Source organism: Methylobacterium sp. Gmos1 (assembly GCF_053764715.1).
Genome location: NZ_JBSNCC010000021.1, coordinates 20,233 through 44,548 on the forward strand (window position 1 = coordinate 20,233; position 24,316 = coordinate 44,548).

A 24,316-nucleotide genomic window follows, 5' to 3' on the forward strand; every position below is an offset into this window, starting at 1 on the left:
TAGGGGCGCGCGCCCGCGCTGACAAATGCGCGGGGCGCAGATGTCAGCCGGAGACGCAGGACCTCATTGCGGCTTGCCGTTCTTCTGCGAGCCGGGGCCGGTGCCGGGGGCGCCGCTGCCGGTCGGGCCCTCGCGCTGCACGGTCGGGCCCGGGCCCATGTTGCCGCCGCTCGACCCTTGCGAGCCGGTCGAGCCCATGCTGCCCGGGTTGTTGCCGCCGATGCCGGTGCCCGGCGGCTGGCTCGACATGCCGGAGCCGGTGTTGCCGCTCGACGGCGGGGCGACGCCGGTGCCGTTGTTGATGCCCTGGGCGGCGGCGGGGCCGGCGAGGAGCGCGCCGGCAGCGAGCGCCAGGGAGAGGGCGGAAAGGAGGCGGGTCGGCATGTCGGGTCTGTCCGCGGTTCGGGGTACGATCGGACCGGGGCAACGGCAGGGGCGGCCCGCCGTTCCCGATCGAGCGGCCCGGCTGCGCGCCTTGGCCGCGTGTCCCAGGCCCATGTCCCCGCCGCCCGACACGGCCTGACGTCTTGGCAGGCAGGCAGCTCTGCATGCAAAGTAGGCGGTCTGTCGTCCTGTCGTCCTGTCGTCATGGGGCGGCGGCTATCGCCACCCGGCAGAAGGTGGCGCGGATCTTGAAAGGGAGTGCGCGGGGTCCGGTCGCGACCCGTCCCGCGCGAAGGAGTTGAGATGCAGGTGTTCCTGATCGCCCTGGGGCTCGTTGCCGTCCTGGTCGCCATCGGCGTGTTCGGTCATCATCCCGACACGAGGGAGGACACGGTTCCCCGGCGGCGGTCGTGAACCGACGGGTCCCCGGCGCAACGGCGGCGCCCCTGGTGCGTTAGGGTCTGCGGGCGGCCGCGCGGCGGCCCCGTGGAGTCAGGTCCTCCTGCGACAGGAGCCCATCATGCCCGCATCGCATTCGCTCATCCGCGCGCTCCTCGCCGGGGCGCTCGTCTCCGCCGGGTCCCTCGCGCAGGCGCAAGGGCTCCCCGACCAGACCGGCACCGGGGGCGGGCCGCGCTCCACCATCACGGCGCCGAACACCAGCTCGGTCGGCCAGACGGTGCCGCGTCCCGGCGCGATCGACCATCGCCTGGAGCGCCGGGTCGACGACCGCACCCGCCAGGAGCGCGTCGACGACCGGATCGACACCGGCATCTGCGTCGGCTGCAACCGATAAGAGGCGTTTCAGCCCAGCAGCTCGGCGAGCCGCGCCCGGGCGCGGTTGATCCGGCTCTTCACGGTGCCGACCCGGCACTCCATCGCCGTCGCGATATCCTCGTAGGAGAGGTCGTGCACGGCCGAGAGCAGCAGCGCCTCGCGCTGGTCCGGCACCAGGCGGTCGAGGGCGGCCTGCAGGTCGTGCAGGTCGAGGGTGCTCTGCTGCGCCGGCAGGGAGACCAGGCTCGCGGCGAAAACCCCGTCGGGATCGCCGACTTCGCGCGCCCGCTTCTGGTGGTCGGAATAGAAGCTGTTGCGCAGGATGGTGTAGAGCCAGGCCGAGAGGTGGGTGCCGGGGACGAACCGGTCCTGCGCCGCCCAGGCCTTGAGCAGCGTCTCCTGCACCAGGTCGTCGGCGCGGGTGCGGTCGTTGCACAGGGTCACGGCCCGGCGCCGCAGCCGCGGCACCTCCTCGACGAGGTCGCGGCGGAAGGCCTCCGCCGCCGCGGTGTCGAGCCCGGCCAAGGCCTCGGCGAGGCGGGCGACCAGCGCGTGCAGCTGCGCGGAGGGCGGGAGCGCGGCGTCGTCGTAGGTGGCGCGCAGGGCCGCCCCGAGATGCGCCTGGATGCCGGCCGGCAGGGACGGCGCCTCGGCGGCTTCCGGCGCGGGCCGGACCGGGTGGGTCTCGAGGGTCTTGAGCGACGGCGCCATCGTGCGGTCTCCGATGACCGGCGCTTAAGGCATGCCTTGCCATACCATTACAATGATCCAGCCGTACTAGTCCGTCCGGCATGGCCGGAGCATCGTCCGGCGCAGAGGATGCCGGTTCGTCGTAGACAATGCAGCATAACCAAAGGCCGGGCACTCACGCCGCCGCGGTCAGGACGCCCGAGAGGTCGGGCGGGATCGTGCCCGGCAGCCAGCGCCCGCGCATGTGCCGGGCCGCCGCCTGGCGCAGCTTGCCGGCGTAGCCGGGGGAAGCGGGCCCGATCAGCGGGAGGGAGAACTCCGAGACGGTGGCCCGGATGCCGTCCTCGTCGAGGGCGCGGCCGGCGGCGACGGCGTGGCGGGCGATCTCGAGTTCCTGGCCCCAGAAGTAGATCGCCTTCGCCTGCACGTTCCCTTGCATCCGGCGCACCTCCGCGACCCGGTCGTCGGAGACGAGGGGCAGCCAGATATCCGGCATCAGCAGGTCGACCGGCCGGTCCGGCCGCCAGGCATGGGCGTCGCCCTCGACGATGCGGATCTTCTCCCGCGCCGCCGGCGGCAGCTGGGCGGCGAGGTCGAGCTCCCGGTGCAGCGCCAGCACCTCGGGGTCGATCTCGACCACCGTCACCGCGGTGACCTCCGGCCGGAGCGCGCTCGCCACCGTCGACCAGCCGAGGCCCAGCCCGAACACGACGACGTGCCCGCGCGCCAGGCGCACCCCGGTCTCCTGGCTCTCCAGCTCGATCGGCGTCGTCGACATCCAGGTGTCGTGGTCGCGCAGCAGCGCCGTCACCCGCGGCACCAGCCGCGCCGGGCTCCAGTAGCCCTGGCACAGCAGGTTCGCGCCGTGATGCACCTGCCACCGGCCGGAGCGCAGAGCCGGGTAGTCCGGCACGAACAGGTCGAAGGCGAACGGGACGAGGCCGGGTGGGATCGCGTCGATAGGGATCAAGCCGGGCGGGAGCGTCATGCCGTCATCCTCGGGAGGGAATCGCTGCGATTGGCACCGATTCCCGGGCCTGACGCAAGGCGACGCGCGGCTATCGCTCCTCGGCGAGGTCCCGGTCCGGCTGGCCCTCAGGCCCCTCGGCGAGACCCCGCACCAGGGGCAGGGCCGCCGCGCACAGGGCCGCCATGACCCAGAACGCCCCCGCCCCGAGGGCGCCGTAGAGCGGGCCGGCCGCCAGCGTCGCCAGCGCCGTGGCGAGGCCGAGGCCGAGGGTGCCGTAGAGGGTCTGGGCCGTCGCCGCGAGGGCGGGCGGCACCGTGCGCCCGAGGATCCGCATCGCCGCCAGATGCAGGAGCGCGAAGGTCAGCCCGTGCAGGGCCTGGATGCCGGCGAGCGCCGGCACCGCGACGGTGAGCGCCGCCACCGACCAGCGCAGGATCCCGGCGCCCGCGGCGAGCGCGAGGGCACCGGCGGGGCCGAGGCGGGCGAGGAGCGGCGGGCCGAGGACGAAGAAGACCAGGACCTCCGCCGCCACCGCCTCGGCCCAGAGCAGGCTCGCGGTCGCCGGGCTCAGGCCCGCGTCGCGCCAGCGGATCACCGCGAAGGCGTCGTGCACCGCGTGGCTGCCGACCACCAGGGCCGCCACCGCGACGAGGCGGCGAAAGCCGGGCGCGCGCAGGAGCAGGCCGGCTCCCGTGGTGGCGGGTGTCCCGGGTCCTGGCGCCGCCTGCGGCAGGCGCAGGCTCGCGCCGGCCAGCGCCGCGAAGGCGAGGGCGCCGGCGACCGGCAGGGCGGCGAGGCCGAGCCATCCGGTGATCTGGCCGGCCGCCAGGGTGCCGGCGATGAAGGCGGCCGAGCCCGCGCCCCGCACGGTGCCATAGGCGAAGCGGGCGGCCTCGGCGGCGGGAAGCGCCAGGGCGTCGGCGAGCGGCGCGAGCGGCGCGGTCGCGGCGGCGTGGAGGAGGCCGGCGAGCATGAGCCCGGCAAAGCCGTGGCCGGCGAGATAGAGGAGGGCGCTGCCCGCGGAGAGGACGGCGCAGGCGGCGAGCACCGCCCGGCCGGCGGCGAGCCGGTCGGCGAGGCGGCCCGCGAGGGGACCGGCGGCGAGCCGGATGCCGGTGCCGGCGGCGAGCACCAGCCCGACCTCGGTCGGCGAGAGCCCGCGCTCGGACAGGAGCGCGGGCAGGAACGGCGTGGTGAGGCCGTAGCCGGCATAGAGCGCGGCGTAGACGAGGAGGAAGCGCGGCAGCACGGCTCCGCCTTGCATGGCGCAAGCCTGCACGGAGGGACGCCCCGCCGCGCGGCCGGTCAGAGCAGGCCGGCGCCGTGGGGATGGTCGCGCGGCGGCTCGACCGTAACGATGGCCCCGAGGCCGAGGATGAGGGCGCCGGCGGCGCAGAAGGCGAGGGAGAGGGCGGCGATGATCATGAGGGCGAGCTTCGCGATTCCGTGCTTAACGCGAGCTTGCCGAACAGGGTGAAGAGAGGGAAAACCCCGGCATCCACACCGCGCGGGCGAGCCGGTGCGGCGCGGCCGCCACGGCCATGCAAACGCCATCATCGCCGCAGCGGCCTTGAGACCGTCATCACCGGAGGACGCCCCCATGGAGTACCGCACGCTCGGCCGGTCCGGCCTGAAGGTCTCGCCGCTCTGCCTCGGCACGATGATGTTCGGCGGGCCGACCCCCGACGCGGAGGCCGAGCGCATCGTCGCGGATGCGCGCGAGCAGGGGATCAACTTCATCGACACGGCGAACGCCTATACCGAGGGGCGCTCGGAGGAGGTGGTGGGCCGGGCCATCGCCCACGACCGCGACGCCTGGGTGCTCGCCACCAAGGTGGCGAACGCGATGGGGGCGGGGCCGAACGACCGCGGCCTGTCGCGCGCCCACATCGTGCAGGCCTGCGAGGCGAGCCTGAAGCGGCTCGGCACCGACCGGATCGACCTCTACTACCTCCACAAGGAGGACCACGAGACGCCGCTCTCCGAGACGGTGCGGGCGATGGCCGACCTGATCCGGGCCGGCAAGGTGCGCTACTTCGGGGTCTCCAACCACCGCGCCTGGCGGGTGGCGGAGATCTGCCGCCTGTGCGACGAGCACGGCATCGACCGGCCGGCGGCGAGCCAGCCGTACTACAACGCCCTCAACCGGATGCCGGAGGTCGAGCACCTGCCGGCCTGCGCCCATTACGGCCTCGGCGTCGTGCCGTACTCGCCGCTCGCCCGCGGCGTGCTGACGGCGAAGTACCGCCCCGGCGAGGCGCCGCCCGAGGGCACCCGCGCCGGGCGCGGCGACACCCGGATGATGCAGACCGAGTGGCGGCCCGAGAGCCTGCGCATCGCCGAGGAACTGAAAGCCCACGCGGAGGCGAAGGGCGCCTCGGTGATCGACTTCGCGGTGGCCTGGGTGCTGAACAACCGCGCCGTCACCGCGGTGATCGCCGGCCCCCGCACCTTCGACCAGTGGCGGGCCTATGCCGGGGCGCTCGCCTATCGCTTCAGCCCGGAGGACGAGGCGCTGGTCGACCGCCTGGTGCCGGCGGGCCATCCCTCGACGCCGGGCTACACCGATCCGGCCTATCCGCTCGAGGGCCGAAACACCTGGACGGCAGCCCGGGACTGAGCCACGCTCGTCGCCGTCAGGCTAATGGCGCATCCGATGTGGATGACTCCGGTCCGATGGCGATTTCCTCTTGGAACGCGCCGCGCACGGCTTAGTTGTTGACGCTATGTGCCCAGGCATGTCCAGTGTTCGACCCTGGGAGACGGGTTGCAGACCGGAGGAGAACGATGGCGATCAAGACCACCAAGAAGGCCGAGACGAAGGCCGAGCCCGAAGCCCCCGCCCCGAAGGCCAAGGCCGCCCCGAAGGCGGCGGCCAAGGAGGCCAAGGACGACGGCAAGGCCGCCGCCAAGGACGAGGCCAAGGGCAAGAAGGTCGCCGCTCCGAAGTCCGGCGACAAGCCGAACGCCCTGCAGAAGCCGCTCCAGCCGACGCCCGAGCTTGCCGCCATCGTCGGCGACAGCCCGATCCCGCGCGGAGAGGTGGTGAGCAAGGTGTGGGAGTACATTCGCAAGCACTCGCTCCAGAACCCCGAGAACAAGCGCGAGATCCTCGCCGACGACAAGCTGAAGAAGGTCTTCGGCAAGGACAAGGCGACGATGTTCGAGATGAACAAGTACCTCGCCCAGCACCTGAAGTAAGACGATCGTCCCGGTTCCGGCGATCGGCCTCCCCCGTCCGGATGGTCGCGCGACGCGGCCATCCGCTTCCTCGTCGTAAGCAGGCGGGGAAGGCTGTGACGGCGTTTCGGCGCGAGCCGGGCGGCTTGGCCGCTGCCTCGCGCGATCCCGCGGCCCTGGCGGTCTGCCGGATGATTTCCCGATGTCCCGCTCCCCCCATCCCGACCGCGATCCAGGCGATGCCGGCCGGCGTCGGGCGCTCGCCGCGATCCTGTTCCTGATAGTCCTGGTGGCCGGCTGCGTCTGGCTCGCCGGTACGCTGCGTCGCGAATCGGCCCGCGAGGATTGCCTGGCGAGCGGCCGGCGGGACTGCACGGTGATCCGCTCGGATCCTTGAGCAGGGTTCGGAACTCCCCGATCGGCTCGATGTATCGACACCCTCCGCGTCGCACGATTTCCGATTGATCGCTTCGGGCGATCCCTGCGGGATCGCTTTCGCGACGCGGAAATCGTGTCACCAGCCCGCGCGACGGAGCCGGGCATGACGTGGAGCGTGACAGTTCCTTATACCAACGGTCGTTGCAAACGACCTTTGGTTCCGTTCTCGAATTTTCGCCAAGCCTCTGGCTTGGCATCGAGAATTCGAGATGGGTCAACGGCCTGATGCGTCAGCATCTTAGGCCGTTGGTATTAGAGTCTCACCGAGCCGTTTCCCTCTCCCCGGGCTCGCTGCACCGCCACTCGCGGCAGGCCGGGCACCGGACCGCTACCGGAACAGGATCAGCGCCTTGGCGAGCGTGATCCACACGCCCCACAGGATCGGCAGCCCGACGGCGGCCCAGGCGAGCGCCGCCGCCGGGGTCGGGCCGCCCCGGCCGATCCCGAACGAGCCCGCCGGAACCGGCGCGCCGGGGACGGCCTCGGCCGCGTCCATGAACCAGCGCCGCGCGACCGGCCGGACCAAGAGGTTCGCCACGAACCCGACTGCTAGGAATCCGGCCAGGATCAGGAGCGTGCGGCCGTAGAGCGCCGCGCCCTGGAGGCCCGCATCGACCTGGGTCTGCCGGATCGCCGTCACCACCAGCGGGCCGACCACGCCCGCCGTCGACCAGGCGGTGAGCAGGCGGCCGTGGATCGCCCCGACGAACCGGGTGCCGAACATGTCGGCGAGATAGGCCGGGATCGTCGCGAAGCCGCCGCCGTACATCGAGAGGATCACGCACATCATGAGTACGAACGGCGCCTTCGAGCCGAGGCCGGCGGCCCAGGGCGCGGCGGCGTAGAGCACGCCGCCGAGCGCGAAGAAGGTGGCGTAGGTGGCCTTGCGGCCGATGCGGTCGGACAGCGTCGCCCAGAAGAACCGGCCGAGGATGTTGAACAGCGACAGCAGCCCGACGAAGCCGGCGGCGATCGCCGCGACCTGCGCCTTCTGGCCGGGGTCGAGCTGGCCGAACCCGGCCTCCGGCCGGCCGATCAGCGCGCCGCCGAAGATCTCTTGGAGCATCGGCGAGGCCAGCGCCAGCACCCCGATCCCGGCCGAGACGTTCAGGCACAGCATGAGCCAGAGGAGCCAGAACTGGGGCGTCCTGTGCGCGTCGGAGAGGTGGACGTGGCCGCTCGCGATCATCCGGTCGCGGGCGGCCGGCGAGGTCCAGCCGTCCGGCTGCCAGCCCTCCGGCGGCACGCGGTAGCCGAAGGCGCCGCACAGCATGACGACGAGGTAGCCGGCGCCCATCACCGCGAGGGTCTGCCACACGCCGGCGGAATCCGGGCCCTTGAAGTGGGTGATGAGCAGGTCGGCGAGCGGCGAGCCGATCATCGCCCCGCCGCCGAAGCCCATGATCGCCATGCCGGTGGCCATGCCGCGCCGGTCGGGAAACCACTTCACCAGGGTCGAGACCGGCGAGATGTAGCCGAGGCCCAAGCCTACGCCGCCGATCAGCCCGATGCCGAGCCAGATCAGCCAGAGCTGGTGCAGGTAGACCCCGAGCGCCCCGACCAGGAACCCGCCGCCCCAGGCGAGCGCCGCGGCGAGGCCGGCCTTGCGCGGGCCCGCCCGCTCGAGCCAGCCGCCGAACAGGGCGGCGGAGAGGCCGAGCATGACGATGCCGATCGAGAACACCAGCACGAGGTCGCTGACGCGCCAGTCGCAGGTCGTGGTGACGAGGGCTGTCGCGAGGCTCATCTCGGGGCAGGCGGCCGGGGCCGGCCGGCCGACGCTGAGCGCCCGCGACAGCGGTAGCCAGAACACCGACAGCCCGTAGGACATGCCGATGCAGAGATGGACGGCGAGCGCCGCCGGCGGCACGAGCCAGCGGTTGAAGCCCGCCCGCGCGACGATGCGCTCGCGGGCGAGGATGCCGGGAGCCGTAGTTCCGCGGATGGGTCGATCGGCGACGCGTGCGTCCACGCCTGTTCTCCTGGTTCCGGTCCCGCTTTCCCGGTGCCTGCCGGCCGGTTTCCCGGTTGCGGTCTAGGCCCTGGGCTCGATCCGCGGGTGTCGCAGCCCCGGTGGAATCCCCCGGGGCGCGTCATCAATTTGGACGATGGCAGTCCGCCGCGGCCGCGGCGGCGAGGGGAGCGGGCCGGTCAGCGCCGGACCCGCAGCCCGCTCGCGAGCGCGCCGGCGAGCGCCAGCGCGCTCGCGATCCACAGCACCAGCACGGTGCCGCCGGTGTGGAGATAGCCGAAGATCACCGCCACCATCGCGGCGCCGAGGGACTGGCCGAGGAGGCGCGCGGTCGATTGCATGCCGCTCGCGCCGCCGCTGCGTTCCCGCGGCGCGCTGGTGATGATGACCTTGTTGTTGGGCGACTGGAACAGGCCGAAGCCGAGCCCGCACAGCGTCAGCCGCAGGGCGATCGCCAGCGGCGAGGCGTCCGGGGGCACGCTCGCCATCAGGGCGAGGCCCGCCGACAGGGCGACGAGGCCGATGCCGCCGAGCAGCCCCGGCGGGTAGCGGTCGGCCATCCGCCCGGCGAAGGGGGCGATCACCGCGATGGCGATCGGCCAGGGCGTCATCAGCACCCCGGTCTGGGTGCTGGTGAGGTGGAGCACGTCCTGGAAGTAGAACGGCAGCGCCACGTAGGCCATCATCTGGGCCGAGAACGAGCAGACCGAGCTCACCATCGACAGCGCGAAGACCGGGATGCGCAGGAGATCGATCGGCAGGAGCGGGGCCGGGAGGCGGGCCTGCATCCACACGAAGGCGAGGCCGACGACGCCTGCACCGGCGAGCAGGGCGAGCGCCGTGCCGCCCTTGCCCGGATCGCCGAGCCCGTCGACGCCGGTGATGAGCAGGCAGAAGAACAGCGCGTTGAGGAGCGCGCTCAAGGCATCGAAGCGGGCGCCGCTGCGCGGCGTCGCCGGCAGCATCCGGGCGGCCAGCGTCAGCGCCGCGAGGCCGAGCGGCACGTTGACGAGAAAGAGCCACGGCCAGCTCGCCACCGACAGGATTGCGGCCGCGACGCTCGGGCCCGCCGCCGAGGCGATCGCCACGATCAGCGCCATGGTGCCGACGCCGCGCCCGATCATCCGGTGCGGGTAGATGAAGCGCACGAGCGCGATGTTGACGCTCATGATCCCGGCGGCGCCGAGGCCCTGGACGATGCGGGCCGCCACCAGCACCGGCAGCGAGCCGGCGAGCGCGCAGGCGAGCGACGCGGCGGAGAACAGCGCCAGCCCGGTGCAGTAGACCCGCTTGTAGCCGAGGATGTCGCCGAGCGAGGCCAGCGGCAGCAGGGCCGCGGTGACGGCGAGCTGGTAGCCGTTGGTGACGAAGATCGCGGCGCCGGGGCTGACCTGGAGGTCGCGGGCCACCACCGGCAGGGCGACGTTGACGATCGCGCCGTCGAGCACCGCCATCGACATGGCGATGCCGATCGCCAGCATCGCCCACAGCCTCGCCCGGGTCGGCAGGCCGTCGGCCACCTCCGCCGCCATCGGCTCCGCCACGCCCGTCATCCGTCCCGCACTCCGTCTCGTCCGCTCCGGTGACGTAGCCCAAAGTCGCGCCCGCCACATCTGCCGGTGGGTCATTCCGGCCCTGCGCGGGGAGGGCGGCCGGCGCCGCGCCCGGGACCAAAAACCGGTCCGCCGGACGGGCGGTTACGCGGGTGTTGACACGACGACCAGGCGGCGTATGGAGCCTCCCGTGGCCCGGGCGGCGTTCGCGCGCCCCGCCGCATCCAGCCAGGAACCATCAACCCCATGCCGAGCGACAGTCACAGTCGATCGACCGCGCCGTTCGCGTCGGCCGCTTCTCGCAGGGACGCCTGACCGGGCGCCCTCTCGTGGGCGCCGGCCGCGCGGACGGCCGCCCCCGAGAGGTGCATCATGACCTTCACGTCCGTCATCGCCTTCGCCCGGAAGGGCGCCGCTCCCGTCCGCGTGCCCGCGCCAAAGCCCGTCCTGCGCGCCACCTGGACCCTCGACCCGGTGACCGGCTGGCCGGTCTGCCACTGGAGCGCCGTGGACGAGGGCACCGGCACCCCGACGCCGCTTCCGCTTCCCCGGGCCGCATGATCCGCGCCGCCGGGATCACGCCCCCGAACATCGGCCCATAGCCCAGGCGCCCGCGCATCGTCCGCTCGGGGCTGGCACCTCGCCTGACCGTTGAAGGGCCGATATCGTCACGTGAATGGACACGCTGCGGAAGCGCGACGCGGCCCCCGGGGCAGCCTGCCCGGGCGCCGCGCCGCTCGCCACCGGCCGTCCAGCCTGCTCGTCCCCCAGGGTCATTCCCCTTCTTGGCACAAGTGTCTTCAGGTGAGAGTGAACAACGTCCGGTAGCATGCTCCGGATGACCTGGAGCAGGTCGCGCCCCGGACACGACCACGGGTGAAGGGCGATCCGCACGGTCGCGATCGCGGATAAAGGCGGGCTTTGTTTCCTGCCTGCGATCACTTCACCGGTCTGTCGCGCTTCGGCGTAAGCATTTATTCGGGACTGGACGCGTATTGGGTAGTCGCAATGGAGGCCGTGCGGCCGCCGGGAGGGACGTGATGCCCGACGAGAGGACCTTCGTCCTCGTGACCGACAGGCCGGACCGCAGCGCGGCGATCAGCGCGGCCTTGCGGGCAGTCGGGATCTGCGACGTCGTCGGACCCGAGGAGACCTGGCAGGACCGGCGCGCGCTGGCCGGGGTCATCTCCGACCTGACGCTGTCGCGGCCGGAGACCGACCATTGCCTGCGCGCCCTCCAGCGCCGCTTCGCCAACCGCAATCTGCCGGTGGTCTGCCTCCTGCGCAAGGCGACGCAGGACGCGCTGCGCCACGCCAAGACCCTCGGGGCGACGGTGTGCATGCCGGCCTACGTGCCGCCCGAGACCATCGTGGCCGCGCTCGCCAACCAGGTCGGGATCATGGCCGGCCAGGCGGAACAGGCGGTGAGCCAGGGCGTGGTCCGGGCCGGGGAGGCGCTGACCGGCCTGATGGCCGAGACCCGGGCCGGCCATCCGGTCCGCATGGGCGCCGTCGAGGCCGGGCTCGGCCCGATCCTGACCGCGGTGCAGGAGGGCGGCCTCGCCCGCTGGCTCGACACGGTCTGGACCCACGACGACGCCACCTACCAGCACTGTCTGCTGGTGGCCGGCCTCGCCGCGCAATTCGCCCTGCATCTCGGCTTCCGGCACGAGGACCAGTTCCGTTTCGTGCGCGCCGCGCTGATCCACGACGTCGGCAAGGCCCGCATCCCGCTCGAGATCCTCAACAAGCCCGGCCGCCTCGACCCGGACGAGCTCGCGGTGATGCGCACCCACGCGGCGATTGGCCATCAGGTCCTGCTGGCGGGCGGCGAGCGCGACCCGGTCACCCTCTCGGCGGTGCGCCACCACCACGAGATGCTCGACGGCTCGGGCTACCCCGACGGCCTCGTCGGCGACCAGATCGGCGACATGGTCCGCCTGCTCACCATCTGCGACATCTACGCCGCCCTGACCGAGCGCCGCCCCTACAAGTCGCCGATGCCGATGGCCGACGCGATGGCGATCCTCGCCGCCATGGACGGCAAGCTGGAGGCGCGCCTGGTGGATTCCTTCGGCGAGGCGATGACGGCGGCGGTGTGAGCCGCCGGCACCGGATCGCCGGGACGCCGATCACTCCTTCGCCAGTGCGTCGGCGAAGGCCGCGATGCGGTTGCGGGCGTAGGTCGGCAGGCCGGCGCTGATCGAGGTGCCGGTGTTGAACGAGGAATTGCCCATCAGCACCTGGGCCGGCAGCAGGTTGCGCAGCACCGGCACCCGCTCGTACTCCTTCTTGCGGTCGAGCACGTCGGCCTTGATCCCGAGCGTCATGTAGGCGGTGACGACGGTCTTGTTCGGGTCGGCGGCCACCGGCTGCATCACCGCCAGGAACTTGCCGAAGCGCAGGATCTGGTTGACCCAGAAGATGTTCTGCTCCATCGCGCCGGCGACCGGCGCCTCGATCTTCGTCAGCTGCACGAGCTTGGCCGCCTCGTCGGGCGGCAGCACGCGCAGCTCGCTCTGGAACGAGACGAATTCGGCGATCTTCTTTCCCCCGTCCTCCAGCTTGTTCGCCAGCTTGACGCCCAGCGGCAGCTTGCCCTCGAGGTCGTAACGCGACTCGATGCAGGTGGTGTCGGGCGCCTCGCACCACGGCCGGTCGGGGCGGCGGGCGAAGGCGGCGGAAGGGTCCTTGGTCGGGGTCGCGTCCGCGGGGCTCAAGGGCTTGTGCTTGATCGCCGGATCCATCCGCGAGAGGAACGGGATCGTGGCGAAGCGCTTCAGGTCGATGCGGTCGGCGCTGCGGGGCACGATGAAGCGCGCCTCGGCGACGTAGACCTTCAGCGCCTCGTGCCGGGGCTTGGCGACGCCGTTCACCGTCTGGACGTAGTCCGGCTCGACGTAGGCCGGGTGCGGCGCGAGCAGCGCCTTCTGGGCCGGGCTGCGCTTGCCCCACTCGGTGAACGGCACGAGGCCGCTCTCCGGGCTCGCCGGGTTGTCGCGGTGGTCGGTGAACGCGATGGTGTCGGGGGCGATGGCCCCCGGTTCGAGGCCCGTCACCGCCGGCACGTCCTTGGTGCGGTACTCGGCCAGCGCGGGAGAGGTCGTCAGCGCCGAGGCCGCCAGGACGGCGGCGAGCACGAGCGGAGAGAGGCGCGGGCGCGCCGTCAGGCTGTCACGCACGGGAGATGGGTCCTGTCTGGAGGTCAGTAGTTCGGGTCGTCGCCGAACAGGTAGTCGGGGTCGCGCCGGCGCGGCCGGCGGATGCCCTCGTCCTCGTCGCCGAAGGGCGAGCGGCTGCGGGCGCCCGGCCAGACCGGATCGGGCGGCTGGACCGGCTGGGCGCGTCGGATGTAGGGGCGCGGCTCGGGCCGGCCGAAGAGGGAGCCGAACGGGTCGTAGCGGTCGGCGTCGGGCGCCTCGTCGGGCATCCGGCCCGGATTCTCGCCGGGCAGGCCGCCGTCGAGCGCGTCGCCGTCCTGCTCGCTGTCCGGCCGCATCGCGTAGATCTGCTCCTGCGGCACCAGCTTGAAGCGGGTCTCGGCGAGGCGCCCGTCGACCGAGAGGCGGAAATGCTCCATGAAGCCGCCGCCGGCGACCCGGCTGCCGGAGCGCAGGTCGATCGGCTCGTCGGCGATCAGGCGCTTGGCCTCCGGGCTCGGGCCCGAGAGGGGCGACTTCGCCACCCCGTTGGCCCAGGCGGCCTGGAGCACCTGGGAGAAGATCGGCACCGAGAGGTGGCCGCCGGTCTGGCCGCGGCCGAGCGTGCGGCGCTTGCCGTCGGCATTGTCGTAGCCGACCCAGGCCACGATGGTGATCTCGTTGGTGAAGCCGGAGAACCAGGCGTCGTTCTCGTCCTCCGAGGTGCCGGTCTTGCCCGCCACGTACGGCGAGAACCGGGCCAAAGCGGCGGCGGTGCCGCGCTGGGTCACGCCCTGGAGCAGGCTTTTCAGCTGGTAGAACGCCACCCGGTCGGCCGAGCCGATGCGGGCGAGCGGCCTTTCGGCGTGCTGGTAGAGCACCTTGTCGCCCTGCGCCACGCTCTCGAGGCCGTAGGGGGAGGGGCGCTCGCCCTCGTTGGCCACCGCCGCGTAGAAGGCGGCGAGATCGATCATCCGCACCGGCTGGGCGCCGAGCACGAACGGGTAGTAGCGCTCGCACTCGGCGTAGAGCTGCGCTTCCAGCGCGATGTCGCAGACCTTCTGGAGGCTCGCCGGCGCCTTCTCGGCGATGCCGCCGCGCAGGAGCTGGGCCGTGACGAGGTTCTTCGAGTGCTCCAGGCCGCGGCGCAGGGTGGTGGGGCCGGAGCCGCCGCCCTCGTAGTTCTTCGGCGACCACGAATCGCCCACCCCGCCGATCGGCGGCAGGGTCACGCGGGCATCCATCACCAGGGTGTTGGGCTGGAGGCCGGCATTGAGCGCGGCGAGGTACGTCAGGGGTTTCAGGGTCGAGCCGGGCTGGCGCACGCTCTGCGTCACCCGGTTGAGCTGGCTCAACGGATAGGAGAAGCCGCCCGCCATGGCGAGGATGCGCCCGGTGCGGTTCTCCATCACCAGGACCGCGCCCTGGACCTGCGGCCGGATGCGCAGGTCCGCCCGCGGAGCGCCCTTGCCCTCCCACAGCTTCACCCGCACGACGTCGTAGGGCGAGAGCCGCCCGCGCGCGGCGCCGGGATTGAGGCTCGCGATCCGCCCGTCGGCGAGGCCCACCCGCGCGCCGCCCTGGCCGCCGGTGGAGAGCACGATCGCGGCCGGCCAGTGCACGTCGTAGAGCGGCAGGCGCGCGGTCTCGAGCGCCCGCTGCCAGGCCGGCTTGGGACCCGCGGGCCTTGCCGCCTTGGCCTGCTTCGGAGCCTTCTTGCCCTTCGGGGCGGGCTCCGGCGTCGGAGTGGGCTCGGGGGCCGGCGGGGTCCCGGCGGCCTCGATCCGGCGCACGGCGTCGGCGAGGTTGGCCTCCGGGCCCTCGTAGCGGGCGCGGCCCGTGGCGGCTTCGTAGCGCGACAGGCTCTCCTGGAGGATGCCCTCGGTCGCCTCCTGGAGGCCGGCATTGAGGGTGGAGCGCACCGTGTAGGCGCCCGCGGTGAGCGATTCGAGGCCCGCCAGCGTGCGCGCCTCCCGGGTGAGATGGTCGACGAAGTGGAAGCCGGCATCCTGGCGCAGGCGCTCCAGCGGCGCGAGGCCGAGCGGTGCGGCGAGCGCCGTCGTCATCTCGGCTTCGGTGATCGCGCCTTCCTCCTTCATGCGGGTCAGCACGTAGGCGCGGCGCTCCCGCGCCCGGTCGGGGTAGCGGTCGGGGTTGTAGAAGTTCGGGCCCTTCGGCATGCCGCCGAGGAGCGCCGCCTCGGCGACGTTCAGATCCCTGACGGATTTGCCGAAATAGCTGCGTGCCGCCATCTCGACGCCGTAGGCGCCGCGGCCGAGATAGATCCCGTTGAGGTAGAGGCCGAGGATCTCGGGCTTCGTCATCACCCGCTCGGCCCGGGCCGCGACGATCATCTCGCGGATCTTGCGCTCGTAGGTGACGTCGTCGCCGACGGAGAGGTTCTTCACCACCTGCTGGGTGATGGTCGAGCCGCCCTGCGGCCGGCCCGGCGAGGCGAGGTTGCCGATGAAGGCGCGGATCACCCCGCGCTCGTCGATGCCGTGGTGGGTGAGGAAGCGCTTGTCCTCCGCGGCGATGAACGCCTTCTGGACGAGGGCCGGGATCTCGCCGATCGGCACCGCGACGCGGCGCCCGTTCGGCTCGAAGGTCTCGGAGAAGCGCTGGCCGCGCCCGTCGAGGATCGTGGTCGCGCCGGGCAGCCGAAGGGTCTTGAGGGAGTTGGCGTCCGGCAGGTCGGTGACCGCCTTGTTGTAGAACTCGATCACGTCGCGGGCCACGAAGGGCGAGTTCGCCGGGTTCTCGCCCTTGCAGAACTGCTTGTAGCTCGTGTTGAGCTCGGCGATGTCGAGGCCGTGCAGGAGCTTCGATTCGCCCGCGACCGCCTTGGGGTCCTCCATCGCGGTCGAGATCAGGTCGTCGAGGTTGATGTCCTCGATGTCGAAGGCCTTGCGCATGTGGGCGCAGCCGTCGCGCAGGAGCTGCACCACCGCCGGCCCGTCCTTGCCCGGGTCGAACTGCGTCCGGATCGCGTCCGGACGCGTGGTGACCTGGCTCAGCGTCAGGGCCGTGGCAAACAGCTTGATGAGGATCGCGTTCATCGATGACCAGGGGCCGGGACGAGGCCTGCGGCAGGAAGCGCCCGGCGGCCTGAACCGGACATGGACGGACCCGACATCGACAACGCGGCTGTTTTAAGGACGCGGCGGGGAGGCCGGCGCCTGTGCGGCGCCCTCCACAGCCTCGGGCCGCAGGCGCCGCAGGGCGAAGGCCGCGAACACCCCGACGAGGCAGAGCGCGAGGCCGAACCACGTGAAGGCGTATTGCAGGTGGTTGTTCGGCAAATCGACCCGGAGCTGCCCGCCCTTCGGCCAGCCGCCGGGATTCGGCGTCGCGTCGGCCTCGATCAGGTAGGGGGCGACGTTCGCCAGGCCCTTGGCGGCGGCGATGCCGGGCACGTCGCGGTTGAACCACTCGCCGGTCTGCGGGTTCGGCGCCGGCACGAACATCGCCCGCGCCTCGCTCTGGCGCAGCATGCCGGTGACGGTGGTCTCAGCCGCCACCTGTCCGGCGGCGCGGCGGGCCGGGTCCTTGAGCTCGGTCGGCACGAAGCCGCGGTTGACGAGCACGGTGCGGCCGTCGTCGAGGCGCAGCGGCGTCACGACGTAGTAGCCCTGGAGCGCCCGGCCCGGCGTGTCGCCGGGCGCCAGCCCGTGGACGAGCGTCTCCTTGTCCTGGAGGAAGCGGCCGGTGGCGCGCACCCGCTCGAACTCGTCGCGGGCGGGATCGAAGCCGTCGAAGGCCGGCAGGGGTGCGGGCGGCTCGATGCGCGAGCGGGCGACGATCCGGTCGATCAGCGCCTCCTTCCAGGCCTTGCGCTCGAGCTGCCACACCCCGAGCCCGATCAGGATCCCCAGGCAGACGAGGGTCGCGAGGGCTGGGGCGATCAGGTCGCGCAGGGCCGCGCGCCGCTCCGCCGGGCCGAGCGTCGTCACCGGAAGCGTCCCTCCGCCGCCTTGTTGGAATATTGCAGCGCCGCCATCATGCCCTTGAGCGGGCGGACCAGGATCAGGCTCAAGGCGACCGACAGCGGCACCCAGAGCGCGGCGTGCACCCACATCGGCGGCTCGTAGGCGAACTCGACCCACATCGCGAGCGCCACCACCACGATGCCGACGATCGACATCACGAAGAAGGCCGGCCCGTCGGCGGAATCGATGAAGCGGTAATCGAGCCCGCAGACCTCGCACGAGGGCCGGAAGCTCAGGAAACCCTTGAACAGGTGCCCCTCGCCGCAGCGCGGGCAGCGCCCGCGCAGGCCCACGGTCGCCGGCGAATCGACGGTGCGGTTGGTGTCCATGGGCTCAACTCCTGAACGCGGGGGTGCCAGCGCGATCTGGGGGTTTCTCGTCATAAGAAAAGGGCGGCTTTCGCCGCCCTCTCATGCTTCCGGCGCTGCCCGGTCGGTCAGTGGGCGGCGTGGCCGGCGCCCGAGCCCCAGACGTAGATCGCGGCGAACAGGAACAGCCACACCACGTCGACGAAGTGCCAGTACCAGGCGGCGAACTCGAAGCCGAGGTGCTGCTTGGTGGTGAACTGACCGAGATAGATCCGGTACAGGCAGACCGCCAGGAAGATCGTGCCGATCAGCACGTGGGCGCCGTGGAAGCCGGTCGCCATGAAGAAGGTGGCGGCGTAGATGCTGCCCGAGAAGCCGAAATGGGCGTGGCCGTACTCGTAGGCCTGGACGCAGGAGAACAGCGCGCCGAGCGCGATGGTCAGCCACAGGCCGTACTTCACGCCCTTGCGGTCGTTGTTCAGCAGCGCGTGGTGAGCCCAGGTGATCGTGGTGCCCGAGGTGAGCAGGATCAGCGTGTTGAGCAGCGGCAGGTGCCAGGGGTCGAACGCCTCGACGCCCTTCGGCGGCCACAGGCCGCCGGTGAACTCGACCCGCGAGGCCTGGATTGGGTCGGCCGAGTAGAGCGCCGCCTCGAAATAGGCCCAGAACCAGGCGACGAAGAACATCACCTCGGAGGCGATGAACATCATCATGCCGTAGCGGTGCGACAGCTGCACCACGCGGGTGTGATCGCCGGTATTGGCCTCGTGGACGACGTCCCGCCACCAGCTCAGCATGGTGTAGAGCACGCCGAGCAGGCCGGCGAAGAACACGTAGGGACCGACCGCGAGGTTCGCGATGGTCAGGCTCTTCATCCACAGGACGGCGCCCGTCGTCATCACGAAGCCGCTCATCGAGCCGACGAGCGGCCACGGGCTCGGATTGACGAGGTGGTAGTCGTGGTGCTTCCCGTGCGCCTCGGCCATCGTGTCGGGTCTCCTGCCTGGTCTCATGCGACCGGTCGCGCCCCGCGCCGGCCGTGGATCTCGTTTGACGCGGAACGGCTCGCTCCCGGCGCCCCAGCGTTCTTCGCCGTCGGCGCTTGCGGTCACGCTTTAATGCCGCCCCGGCGGGGTTGTCACCTCGTCAATTCGCCTTGGTCCCCGCCGACGTCGCCAGCGCCGCCTGCGGCTGCCCGTTCTTCGACGCGAAATAGGTGTAGGACAGGGTCATCTCGGTGAGGTCGCGGGTGTTCGCGTCGGCCTTGATGCCGGGCTCGAGGTAGAACACGACGGGGAAGTCCATGGTCTCGCCGGGCTGGAGCGTCTGCTCGTTGAAGCAGAAGCACTGCACCTTGACGAAGTAGCCGCCGGTCAGCCCGGGCTGGACGTTGAAGGTGGCGATGCCGGTGCTCGGCACGCTGCCGGTGTTGGTGACGCGGAAGAACACCGTCTTCGTCGCGCCGAGCTGCGCCTCCACCTGCGGCGTCTCGGCCTGGAAGCGCCAGGGCAGGCCGGGGGCGACGTTGGTGTCGAAATGCACCAGCATGCTGTCCTGGCTCACCGCGCCGGAGGCGGCGGCACCCCGCAACGGCGTGCCGTCGTAGCCGGTCGCCTTGCAGAACAGGTCGTAGAGCGGCACGAACGCGAAGGCGAGCGCCGTCATCCCGGCGACGAGGCCGAGACAGGCGAGCGCCGTGGTGCGGGCCCGCTTCTGCTGGTGGTTGCGCGCATCGGTCATGACGGCATCACCCCTTCGCGTCACAGCGGCCGGTTGAGGACCTGAGGGCCGAGCTTGGCGATCGTCAGCACGTAGAAGATCAGGACCAGGGCGGCGAGCACCATCGCGATCGCGATGGAGCGCTTGCGCCGGCGCTGGATCTCGTCGGGGGTCAGTTGCTGGGGCACCGCACTCATCGCTGCGTCGATCGAAGGGGGGAGGGCGGCTCAGCCGAAGACCGGCCGGAACAGCCCGAGGCCCTGTTCCGCGAGGAGCGCGGAGAAGAGCAGGAACAGGTAGAGGATCGAGAAGCCGAACAGGCTCATCGCCGCCTTGTTGGCCGCATCCCCCTCGCGCCGACGCAGCACCTGAACGCTGAGCGCCACCATGGCGAGCCCGCCGACGAGGCCGACGACGCCGTAGATCAGGCCGCCGAAGCCGAGGAAGACCGGGGCGAGGCCGAGCGGGGCCAGCAGCACCGAGTAGGCGAGGATCTGGCGGCGGGTCGAGTCGGGCCCGGCGGTGTTCGGCATCATCGGGATGCCGGCCCGGGCGTACTCGCCGGCTTTGACCAGCGCCAGCGCCCAGAAATGCGGCGGCGTCCAGATGAAGATGATCAGGAACAGGACCGTGCCCTCGATCCCGATCGAGCCGGTGACCACCGCCTGGCCGATCATCGGCGGCAGGGCGCCGGCGGCCCCTCCGATCACGATGTTCTGCGCCGTCGAGCGCTTCAGCCACATCGAGTAGATCACGGCGTAGAACACGATGGTGAAGGCGAGAAGCCCCGCCGACAGCCAGTTCGCGGCAAGACCCAGCACCAGCACCGAGCCGACCGAGAGGGTGAGCCCGAAGGACAGGGCCTCGTTCGGCCGGATCCGCCCGGCGGGGATCGGCCGGGTGCGGGTGCGGGTCATGATCGCGTCGACGTCGGCGTCCCACCACATGTTGAGGCAGCCGGAGGCGCCGGCCCCGACCGCGATCATCAGGAGCGAGATCGCCCCGATCACCGGGTTCACGTGCGACGGCGTCACCGTCATCCCGACGAGGGCGGTGAAGATCACCAGCGCCATCACCCGGGGCTTCAGGAGGGCGAAGTAATCCGCCACCTCGCCGCCGGAGGAGCTGGCCTCGGCGAAGGGCCGGTCGGAGATCGCGCCGTTGGTCAGGGAGGTCATGCTGGGTGTCGCGGCCATCGTGTCTGGGGTTCGCGCTCCTCGCCGCAGCGCCCGCCGGGGCGCTCCGGGGAAGAGCGAGGACCGCCGGGGCGGCGGTCCTCCGTAAAGATGTGCGCCCGATCGCCGGGCGCGTCTGCTGGCTATGTTGGTCCGCCGCGAGATCCCCGCGGCGGATTGTTCGCCTCGCTCAGTGGGCGTGGGACGGCTCGTCCACGATCACCGGCAGGGTCTCGTACTGATGGAACGGCGGCGGCGAGGTCAGGGTCCACTCCAGGGTGGTGGCACCCTCGCCCCACGGGTTGTCCGCGGCCCGCTCCTTGGAGCGGAAGGCGAGCACCACGCCGATCACGAACACGACCATGCCGAGCGCGAAGATGTGGCCGCCCATGGTCGCCACCCAGTGCCAGCCCGCGAAGGCCTCCGGATAGTCGGCATAGCGACGCGGCATGCCGGCGAGGCCGAGGAAGTGCATCGGGAAGAACAGCACGTTGGCGCCGATGAAGGCGAGCCAGAAGTGCAGCTTGCCGGCCCATTCGGGGATGATGCGGCCGGTCATCTTCGGGAACCAGTAGTAGACACCGGCGAAGATGATGAACACCGCGCCGAGCGACAGCACGTAGTGGAAGTGCGCGACGACGTAGTAGGTGTCGTGCAGGTAGCGGTCGACGGCGGCGTTGGCCAGGATCACGCCGGTGACGCCGCCGACGGTGAACAGGAACACGAAGCCGACGGCCCAGTGCATCGCGGCGGTGAAGCGGATCGAGCCGCCCCACATCGTGGCGATCCAGGAGAAGATCTTCACGCCGGTGGGGACCGCGATCACCATGGTGGCGAACACGAAGTAGGACTGGGTCTGGAGGGTGAGGCCGACCGTGTACATGTGGTGGGCCCACACCACGAAGCCGACGACGCCGATCGCCACCATCGCGTAGGCCATCGCCAGGTAGCCGAAGACCGGCTTGCGGGAGAAGGTCGAGATGATGTGCGAGACGATGCCGAAGGCCGGCAGGATCATGATGTAGACTTCGGGGTGGCCGAAGAACCAGAACAGGTGCTGGTACAGGATCGGGTCGCCGCCGCCGGCCGGATCGAAGAAGGTGGTGCCGAAGTTGCGGTCGGTGAGCAGCATCGTGATCGCGCCGGCCAGAACCGGGAGCGACAGCAGCAGCAGGAACGCGGTCACCAGCATCGACCAGGCGAACAGCGGCATCTTGTGCAGGGTCATGCCCGGCGCGCGCATGTTCAGGATGGTGGTGATGAAGTTGATCGCGCCGAGGATCGAGCCGGCGCCCGACAGGTGCAGGGCGAAGATCGCGAAGTCGACGGCCGGGCCGGGATGGCCGGCGGTGGAGAGCGGCGGGTAGACGGTCCAGCCGGTGCCGGCGCCGACCGCGCCGGGCGCGCCCTCGACGAACAGCGAGCAGACGAGGCTCATGAAGCCCGCGACCGTCAGCCAGAACGAGATGTTGTTCATGCGCGGGAACGCCATGTCCGGCGCGCCGATCATCAGCGGCACGAACCAGTTGCCGAACCCGCCGATGAGGGCCGGCATCACCATGAAGAACACCATGATGAGGCCGTGCCCGGTGACGAACACGTTGTAGGTCTGCGGGTTGGAGAAGTACTGCAGGCCGGGGGCCTCCATCTCCATCCGGATGCCGAACGACAGGAACGCGCCGACGATGCCCGCCGAGAAGGCGAACAGCAGGTAGAGCGTGCCGATGTCCTTGTGGTTGGTCGAGTTGAACCAGCGCTGGAAGAACGGTGGGGTGTGGTCGTGGGCGTGGTCGTGCCCTGCCGTGACGGCTTGAGCCATGGGGTCAGCCTCTTCGAGGAATGTCTCGGTTTGGTCTGTCGAAAGGGGCGGGGCGCGCCGTCAGGCGTCGCCCCGCGTCAGGAAATCAGCGCGCCGCCTCGGCGAACTTCGGGCCGCCGTCGGTGCGGGCGAACTTGGTCTTGGCCTCGGCGGTCCAGGCCTGGAAGGCCTGCTCGCTCACCACCCGCACGGTGATCGGCATGTAGGCGTGGCGCTGGCCGCATAGCTCCGAGCACTGGCCGTGATAGGTGCCCTCGCGCTCGGCCTTGAACCAGAACTGGTTGAGGCGGCCCGGGATCGCGTCGATCTTGAAGCCGAAGGACGGCATCGCCCAGGAATGCATCACGTCGGCGGCCGTGACCTGGATCTTCACGATCTTGTTGACCGGCACCACCATCTCGTTGTCGGTGGCGAGCATCTTCGGCTGGCCCGACTTCACCTGGTCGTCGCCCTCCAGCAGGTTGGCGTCGAACTTGAAGCCGCCGACGTCCTGCGGGTACTCGTAGGACCAGTACCAGGCGTGGCCGATGACCTTGACCATCAGGTCGGCCTTCGGATCCGACAGCTGCGTGCGCAGCACCCGGAACGAGGGGATCGCGATCGCCACGAGGATCAGCACCGGGACGATCGTCCAGGCGACCTCCAGCATCGTGTTGTGGGTGGTGCGCGACGGGGTCGGGTTCGTCTTCTCGTTGAACTTGAAGATCACCGCGATCAGCAGGCCGAGCACGAACAGGACGATGACGAGCATGATCCAGTTCAGGAGGTGGTGGAAGTTGTAGATCTCCGTCGCCACCTCGGTCACCGGCCGTTGCAGGTCCATCTGCCACGGCACCGGCTGGCCCACGCCCGCCGCCGACGCGGCCGTGGCGGTGCCGAGGATCCCGGTCGCTGCCAGCGCCGCGGCGCGTCCCCAGAACCCGCGGCCCGTCGGCCGTCCTTGCGCCCTCGCCATCCCCATGGTGCCCTCGATGCTCCCCAACAGGCTGTCTGCCGGCAACGGCTGCCCGCGCGGCGGGAGCGCCGTCAATCTCGGCCGCAGGTTCTTCGGCCCGCCGCCCTGCGGCCTTAGACCCGGCCGAGACCCGATCGGCGTCTCTCACCACAATGGCGCCGCAAGCGCAACGGCGTTGGCGTCGCATCGGCGTGCCGAATTCGCCTGTGGGCACTGGACATTCGTCGCGAGGCTCGAATGATTCCGTAAAACCGCGCAGGGCGCCGAGGTGATCTCGCGGCCGGCCGGACGCGACCCCCGGCCTTCGATGATCGACCGTCTCGAGTTCATCCTGGCGCTCGCCCAGGAGCAGCATTTCGGCCGCGCCGCCCAGGCCTGCGGGGTGTCGCAGCAGACCCTCTCGGCCGGGGTCAAGCAGCTCGAGGAGCGCCTGGGTGTGCTTCTGGTGCAACGCGGCTCGCGATTCCAGGGCTTCACCCCGGAGGGCGAGCGGGTGCTCGACTGGGCGCGGCGCATCGTCGGCGATGCGCGGGCCATGCGCCAGGAGGTGGCGGCCCTGCGCCGCGGCCTGTCCGGCACGCTCAGGATGGCGGCGGTGCCGACCGCGACCCCGATGGTCGCCGCGCTCACCACACCCTTCCGCGCCCGCCACCCGGCGGTGCGCTTCTCGGTGCAGTCGGCCACCTCGCACGAGATTACCCGGCAGATCGCCAACCTCGAGCTCGACGCGGGCCTCACCTACATCGAGGACGAGCCGCTCGGGCGCGTGACCGCGCTGCCGCTCTACCGCGAGCATTACCGGCTGCTCACCGCCGCCGACGGGATCTACGGCGCGCGGGCGAGCGTGACATGGGCCGAGGTCGGGCGGATCCCGCTCTGCCTCCTGACACCGGCGATGCAGAACCGCCGCATCATCGACCGCCACCTGCGCGCCGCCGGGGCCGAGCCGGCGCCGCTCCTCGAATCGAACTCGATGATCGTGCTGGTGACGCATGTGCGCACCGCCAAGTGGGCGAGCATCATGCCGGCGGCGCTCGCCGAGACCTTCCGCCTCACCGAGCGGGTGCGGGCGGTGCCGATCACCGATCCGGACGTCAGCCACACGATCGGCCTCGTGGTGCCCGAGCGCGATCCGATGACGCCCCTCGTCGCCGCCTTCCTGGCCGAGGCGCGGGCCATCGCCCCGGGGCTGGCGGCGGAGGTCGCGGCGCTCTGAGCCCCATCGTGACCTTCGTCCTCGGACCCTG

At 71.3% G+C, this 24,316-nt stretch carries 23 protein-coding genes; 7 read left to right on the forward strand and 16 right to left on the reverse strand.

What is annotated here, in order from left to right; all coding sequences use genetic code 11:
• Positions 1 to 63 precede the first annotated feature (63 nt).
• Positions 64 to 384 carry a hypothetical protein gene (locus tag ACS5PV_RS27380; protein WP_455398491.1) on the reverse strand — a complete coding sequence of 107 codons (321 nt, stop codon included), beginning with the start codon at positions 382 to 384 and terminating at the stop codon, positions 64 to 66.
• Positions 385 to 904: 520 nt separating this feature from the next.
• Between ACS5PV_RS27380 and ACS5PV_RS27385 the strand changes: the two genes are divergently transcribed.
• Entirely contained in the window at positions 905 to 1,180 is a 276-nt protein-coding gene (locus tag ACS5PV_RS27385; RefSeq protein ID WP_455398492.1) for a hypothetical protein, read from the forward strand.
• Between the two features lie 8 nt (positions 1,181 to 1,188).
• Here the strand turns inward: ACS5PV_RS27385 and ACS5PV_RS27390 are convergent, their stop codons facing one another.
• From ACS5PV_RS27390 to ACS5PV_RS27400, 3 genes are all read right to left on the reverse strand, one after another.
• Positions 1,189 to 1,872, reverse strand: a complete 684-nt coding sequence (locus ACS5PV_RS27390) for a sigma-70 family RNA polymerase sigma factor (RefSeq protein ID WP_455398493.1) — start codon at positions 1,870 to 1,872, stop codon at positions 1,189 to 1,191.
• Positions 1,873 to 2,026: 154 nt separating this feature from the next.
• Positions 2,027 to 2,839, reverse strand: a complete 813-nt coding sequence (locus ACS5PV_RS27395) for a hypothetical protein (protein ID WP_455398494.1) — start codon at positions 2,837 to 2,839, stop codon at positions 2,027 to 2,029.
• A 70-nt stretch (positions 2,840 to 2,909) separates the two neighbouring features.
• The gene (locus ACS5PV_RS27400; protein ID WP_455398495.1) at positions 2,910 to 4,085 is read right to left on the reverse strand and encodes an MFS transporter; all 1,176 of its coding nucleotides are present in this window, start codon (positions 4,083 to 4,085) and stop codon (positions 2,910 to 2,912) included.
• 336 nt (positions 4,086 to 4,421) lie between these two features.
• Between ACS5PV_RS27400 and ACS5PV_RS27405 the strand changes: the two genes are divergently transcribed.
• The 3 genes from ACS5PV_RS27405 (at position 4,422) to ACS5PV_RS27415 (ending at position 6,398) form a co-directional block, all read left to right on the forward strand.
• Entirely contained in the window at positions 4,422 to 5,441 is a 1,020-nt protein-coding gene (locus tag ACS5PV_RS27405) for an aldo/keto reductase (RefSeq protein WP_455398496.1), read from the forward strand.
• Between the two features lie 167 nt (positions 5,442 to 5,608).
• Complete coding sequence (locus tag ACS5PV_RS27410; protein WP_455398497.1) at positions 5,609 to 6,022, forward strand: SWIB/MDM2 domain-containing protein; 414 nt, start codon at positions 5,609 to 5,611, stop codon at positions 6,020 to 6,022.
• 181 nt (positions 6,023 to 6,203) lie between these two features.
• A complete protein-coding gene (locus ACS5PV_RS27415) occupies positions 6,204 to 6,398 on the forward strand; it encodes a hypothetical protein (protein ID WP_455398498.1) in 195 nt (64 codons plus the stop codon).
• Between the two features lie 369 nt (positions 6,399 to 6,767).
• On the opposite strand, the gene ACS5PV_RS27420 is transcribed toward ACS5PV_RS27415, so the two are convergent.
• Both ACS5PV_RS27420 and ACS5PV_RS27425 read right to left on the reverse strand, forming a co-directional pair.
• Positions 6,768 to 8,411: an OFA family MFS transporter gene (locus ACS5PV_RS27420; protein WP_455398499.1), complete on the reverse strand. Its 1,644-nt coding sequence runs from the start codon at positions 8,409 to 8,411 to the stop codon at positions 6,768 to 6,770.
• A 179-nt stretch (positions 8,412 to 8,590) separates the two neighbouring features.
• Positions 8,591 to 9,964 carry an MFS transporter gene (locus ACS5PV_RS27425; protein WP_455398500.1) on the reverse strand — a complete coding sequence of 458 codons (1,374 nt, stop codon included), beginning with the start codon at positions 9,962 to 9,964 and terminating at the stop codon, positions 8,591 to 8,593.
• Between the two features lie 372 nt (positions 9,965 to 10,336).
• Between ACS5PV_RS27425 and ACS5PV_RS27430 the strand changes: the two genes are divergently transcribed.
• Positions 10,337 to 10,525 (forward strand): hypothetical protein, encoded by a 189-nt coding sequence (locus tag ACS5PV_RS27430; RefSeq protein ID WP_455398501.1) that lies wholly within the window; start codon positions 10,337 to 10,339, stop codon positions 10,523 to 10,525.
• A gap of 479 nt (positions 10,526 to 11,004) precedes the next feature.
• On the forward strand, positions 11,005 to 12,066 hold the full coding sequence (locus ACS5PV_RS27435) for an HD-GYP domain-containing protein (RefSeq protein WP_455398502.1): 1,062 nt from the start codon (positions 11,005 to 11,007) through the stop codon (positions 12,064 to 12,066).
• Between the two features lie 30 nt (positions 12,067 to 12,096).
• Here ACS5PV_RS27435 and ACS5PV_RS27440 read toward each other — a convergent pair whose 3' ends face one another.
• The 10 genes from ACS5PV_RS27440 to coxB form a co-directional block, all read right to left on the reverse strand.
• Complete coding sequence (locus ACS5PV_RS27440; RefSeq protein ID WP_455398503.1) at positions 12,097 to 13,146, reverse strand: hypothetical protein; 1,050 nt, start codon at positions 13,144 to 13,146, stop codon at positions 12,097 to 12,099.
• 23 nt (positions 13,147 to 13,169) lie between these two features.
• Positions 13,170 to 16,163 carry a penicillin-binding protein 1A gene (locus ACS5PV_RS27445; protein ID WP_455398504.1) on the reverse strand — a complete coding sequence of 998 codons (2,994 nt, stop codon included), beginning with the start codon at positions 16,161 to 16,163 and terminating at the stop codon, positions 13,170 to 13,172.
• A gap of 93 nt (positions 16,164 to 16,256) precedes the next feature.
• Entirely contained in the window at positions 16,257 to 17,057 is an 801-nt protein-coding gene (locus ACS5PV_RS27450; protein ID WP_455398505.1) for an SURF1 family protein, read from the reverse strand.
• A complete protein-coding gene (locus tag ACS5PV_RS27455; RefSeq protein ID WP_455398506.1) occupies positions 17,054 to 17,422 on the reverse strand; it encodes a DUF983 domain-containing protein in 369 nt (122 codons plus the stop codon). The genes ACS5PV_RS27450 and ACS5PV_RS27455 overlap by 4 nt, the downstream gene beginning before the upstream one ends.
• A 107-nt stretch (positions 17,423 to 17,529) precedes the next feature.
• Positions 17,530 to 18,387 carry a cytochrome c oxidase subunit 3 gene (locus tag ACS5PV_RS27460; protein ID WP_455398507.1) on the reverse strand — a complete coding sequence of 286 codons (858 nt, stop codon included), beginning with the start codon at positions 18,385 to 18,387 and terminating at the stop codon, positions 17,530 to 17,532.
• Between the two features lie 160 nt (positions 18,388 to 18,547).
• Positions 18,548 to 19,141 (reverse strand): cytochrome c oxidase assembly protein, encoded by a 594-nt coding sequence (locus tag ACS5PV_RS27465; protein WP_455398508.1) that lies wholly within the window; start codon positions 19,139 to 19,141, stop codon positions 18,548 to 18,550.
• 20 nt (positions 19,142 to 19,161) lie between these two features.
• Positions 19,162 to 19,317: a hypothetical protein gene (locus ACS5PV_RS27470; protein WP_177302967.1), complete on the reverse strand. Its 156-nt coding sequence runs from the start codon at positions 19,315 to 19,317 to the stop codon at positions 19,162 to 19,164.
• A gap of 30 nt (positions 19,318 to 19,347) precedes the next feature.
• Positions 19,348 to 20,298, reverse strand: coding sequence for a heme o synthase (locus tag ACS5PV_RS27475; RefSeq protein WP_455398509.1), 951 nt, complete (start codon positions 20,296 to 20,298; stop codon positions 19,348 to 19,350).
• 187 nt (positions 20,299 to 20,485) lie between these two features.
• Positions 20,486 to 22,114, reverse strand: coding sequence for a cytochrome c oxidase subunit I (ctaD, locus tag ACS5PV_RS27480; protein ID WP_455398510.1), 1,629 nt, complete (start codon positions 22,112 to 22,114; stop codon positions 20,486 to 20,488).
• An 85-nt stretch (positions 22,115 to 22,199) separates the two neighbouring features.
• The gene (gene coxB, locus ACS5PV_RS27485) at positions 22,200 to 23,075 is read right to left on the reverse strand and encodes a cytochrome c oxidase subunit II (RefSeq protein WP_455398556.1); all 876 of its coding nucleotides are present in this window, start codon (positions 23,073 to 23,075) and stop codon (positions 22,200 to 22,202) included.
• Positions 23,076 to 23,376: 301 nt separating this feature from the next.
• On the opposite strand from coxB, the gene ACS5PV_RS27490 reads away from it, so the two are divergent.
• Positions 23,377 to 24,285, forward strand: a complete 909-nt coding sequence (locus tag ACS5PV_RS27490) for a LysR family transcriptional regulator (RefSeq protein ID WP_455398511.1) — start codon at positions 23,377 to 23,379, stop codon at positions 24,283 to 24,285.
• Positions 24,286 to 24,316 lie beyond the last annotated feature (31 nt).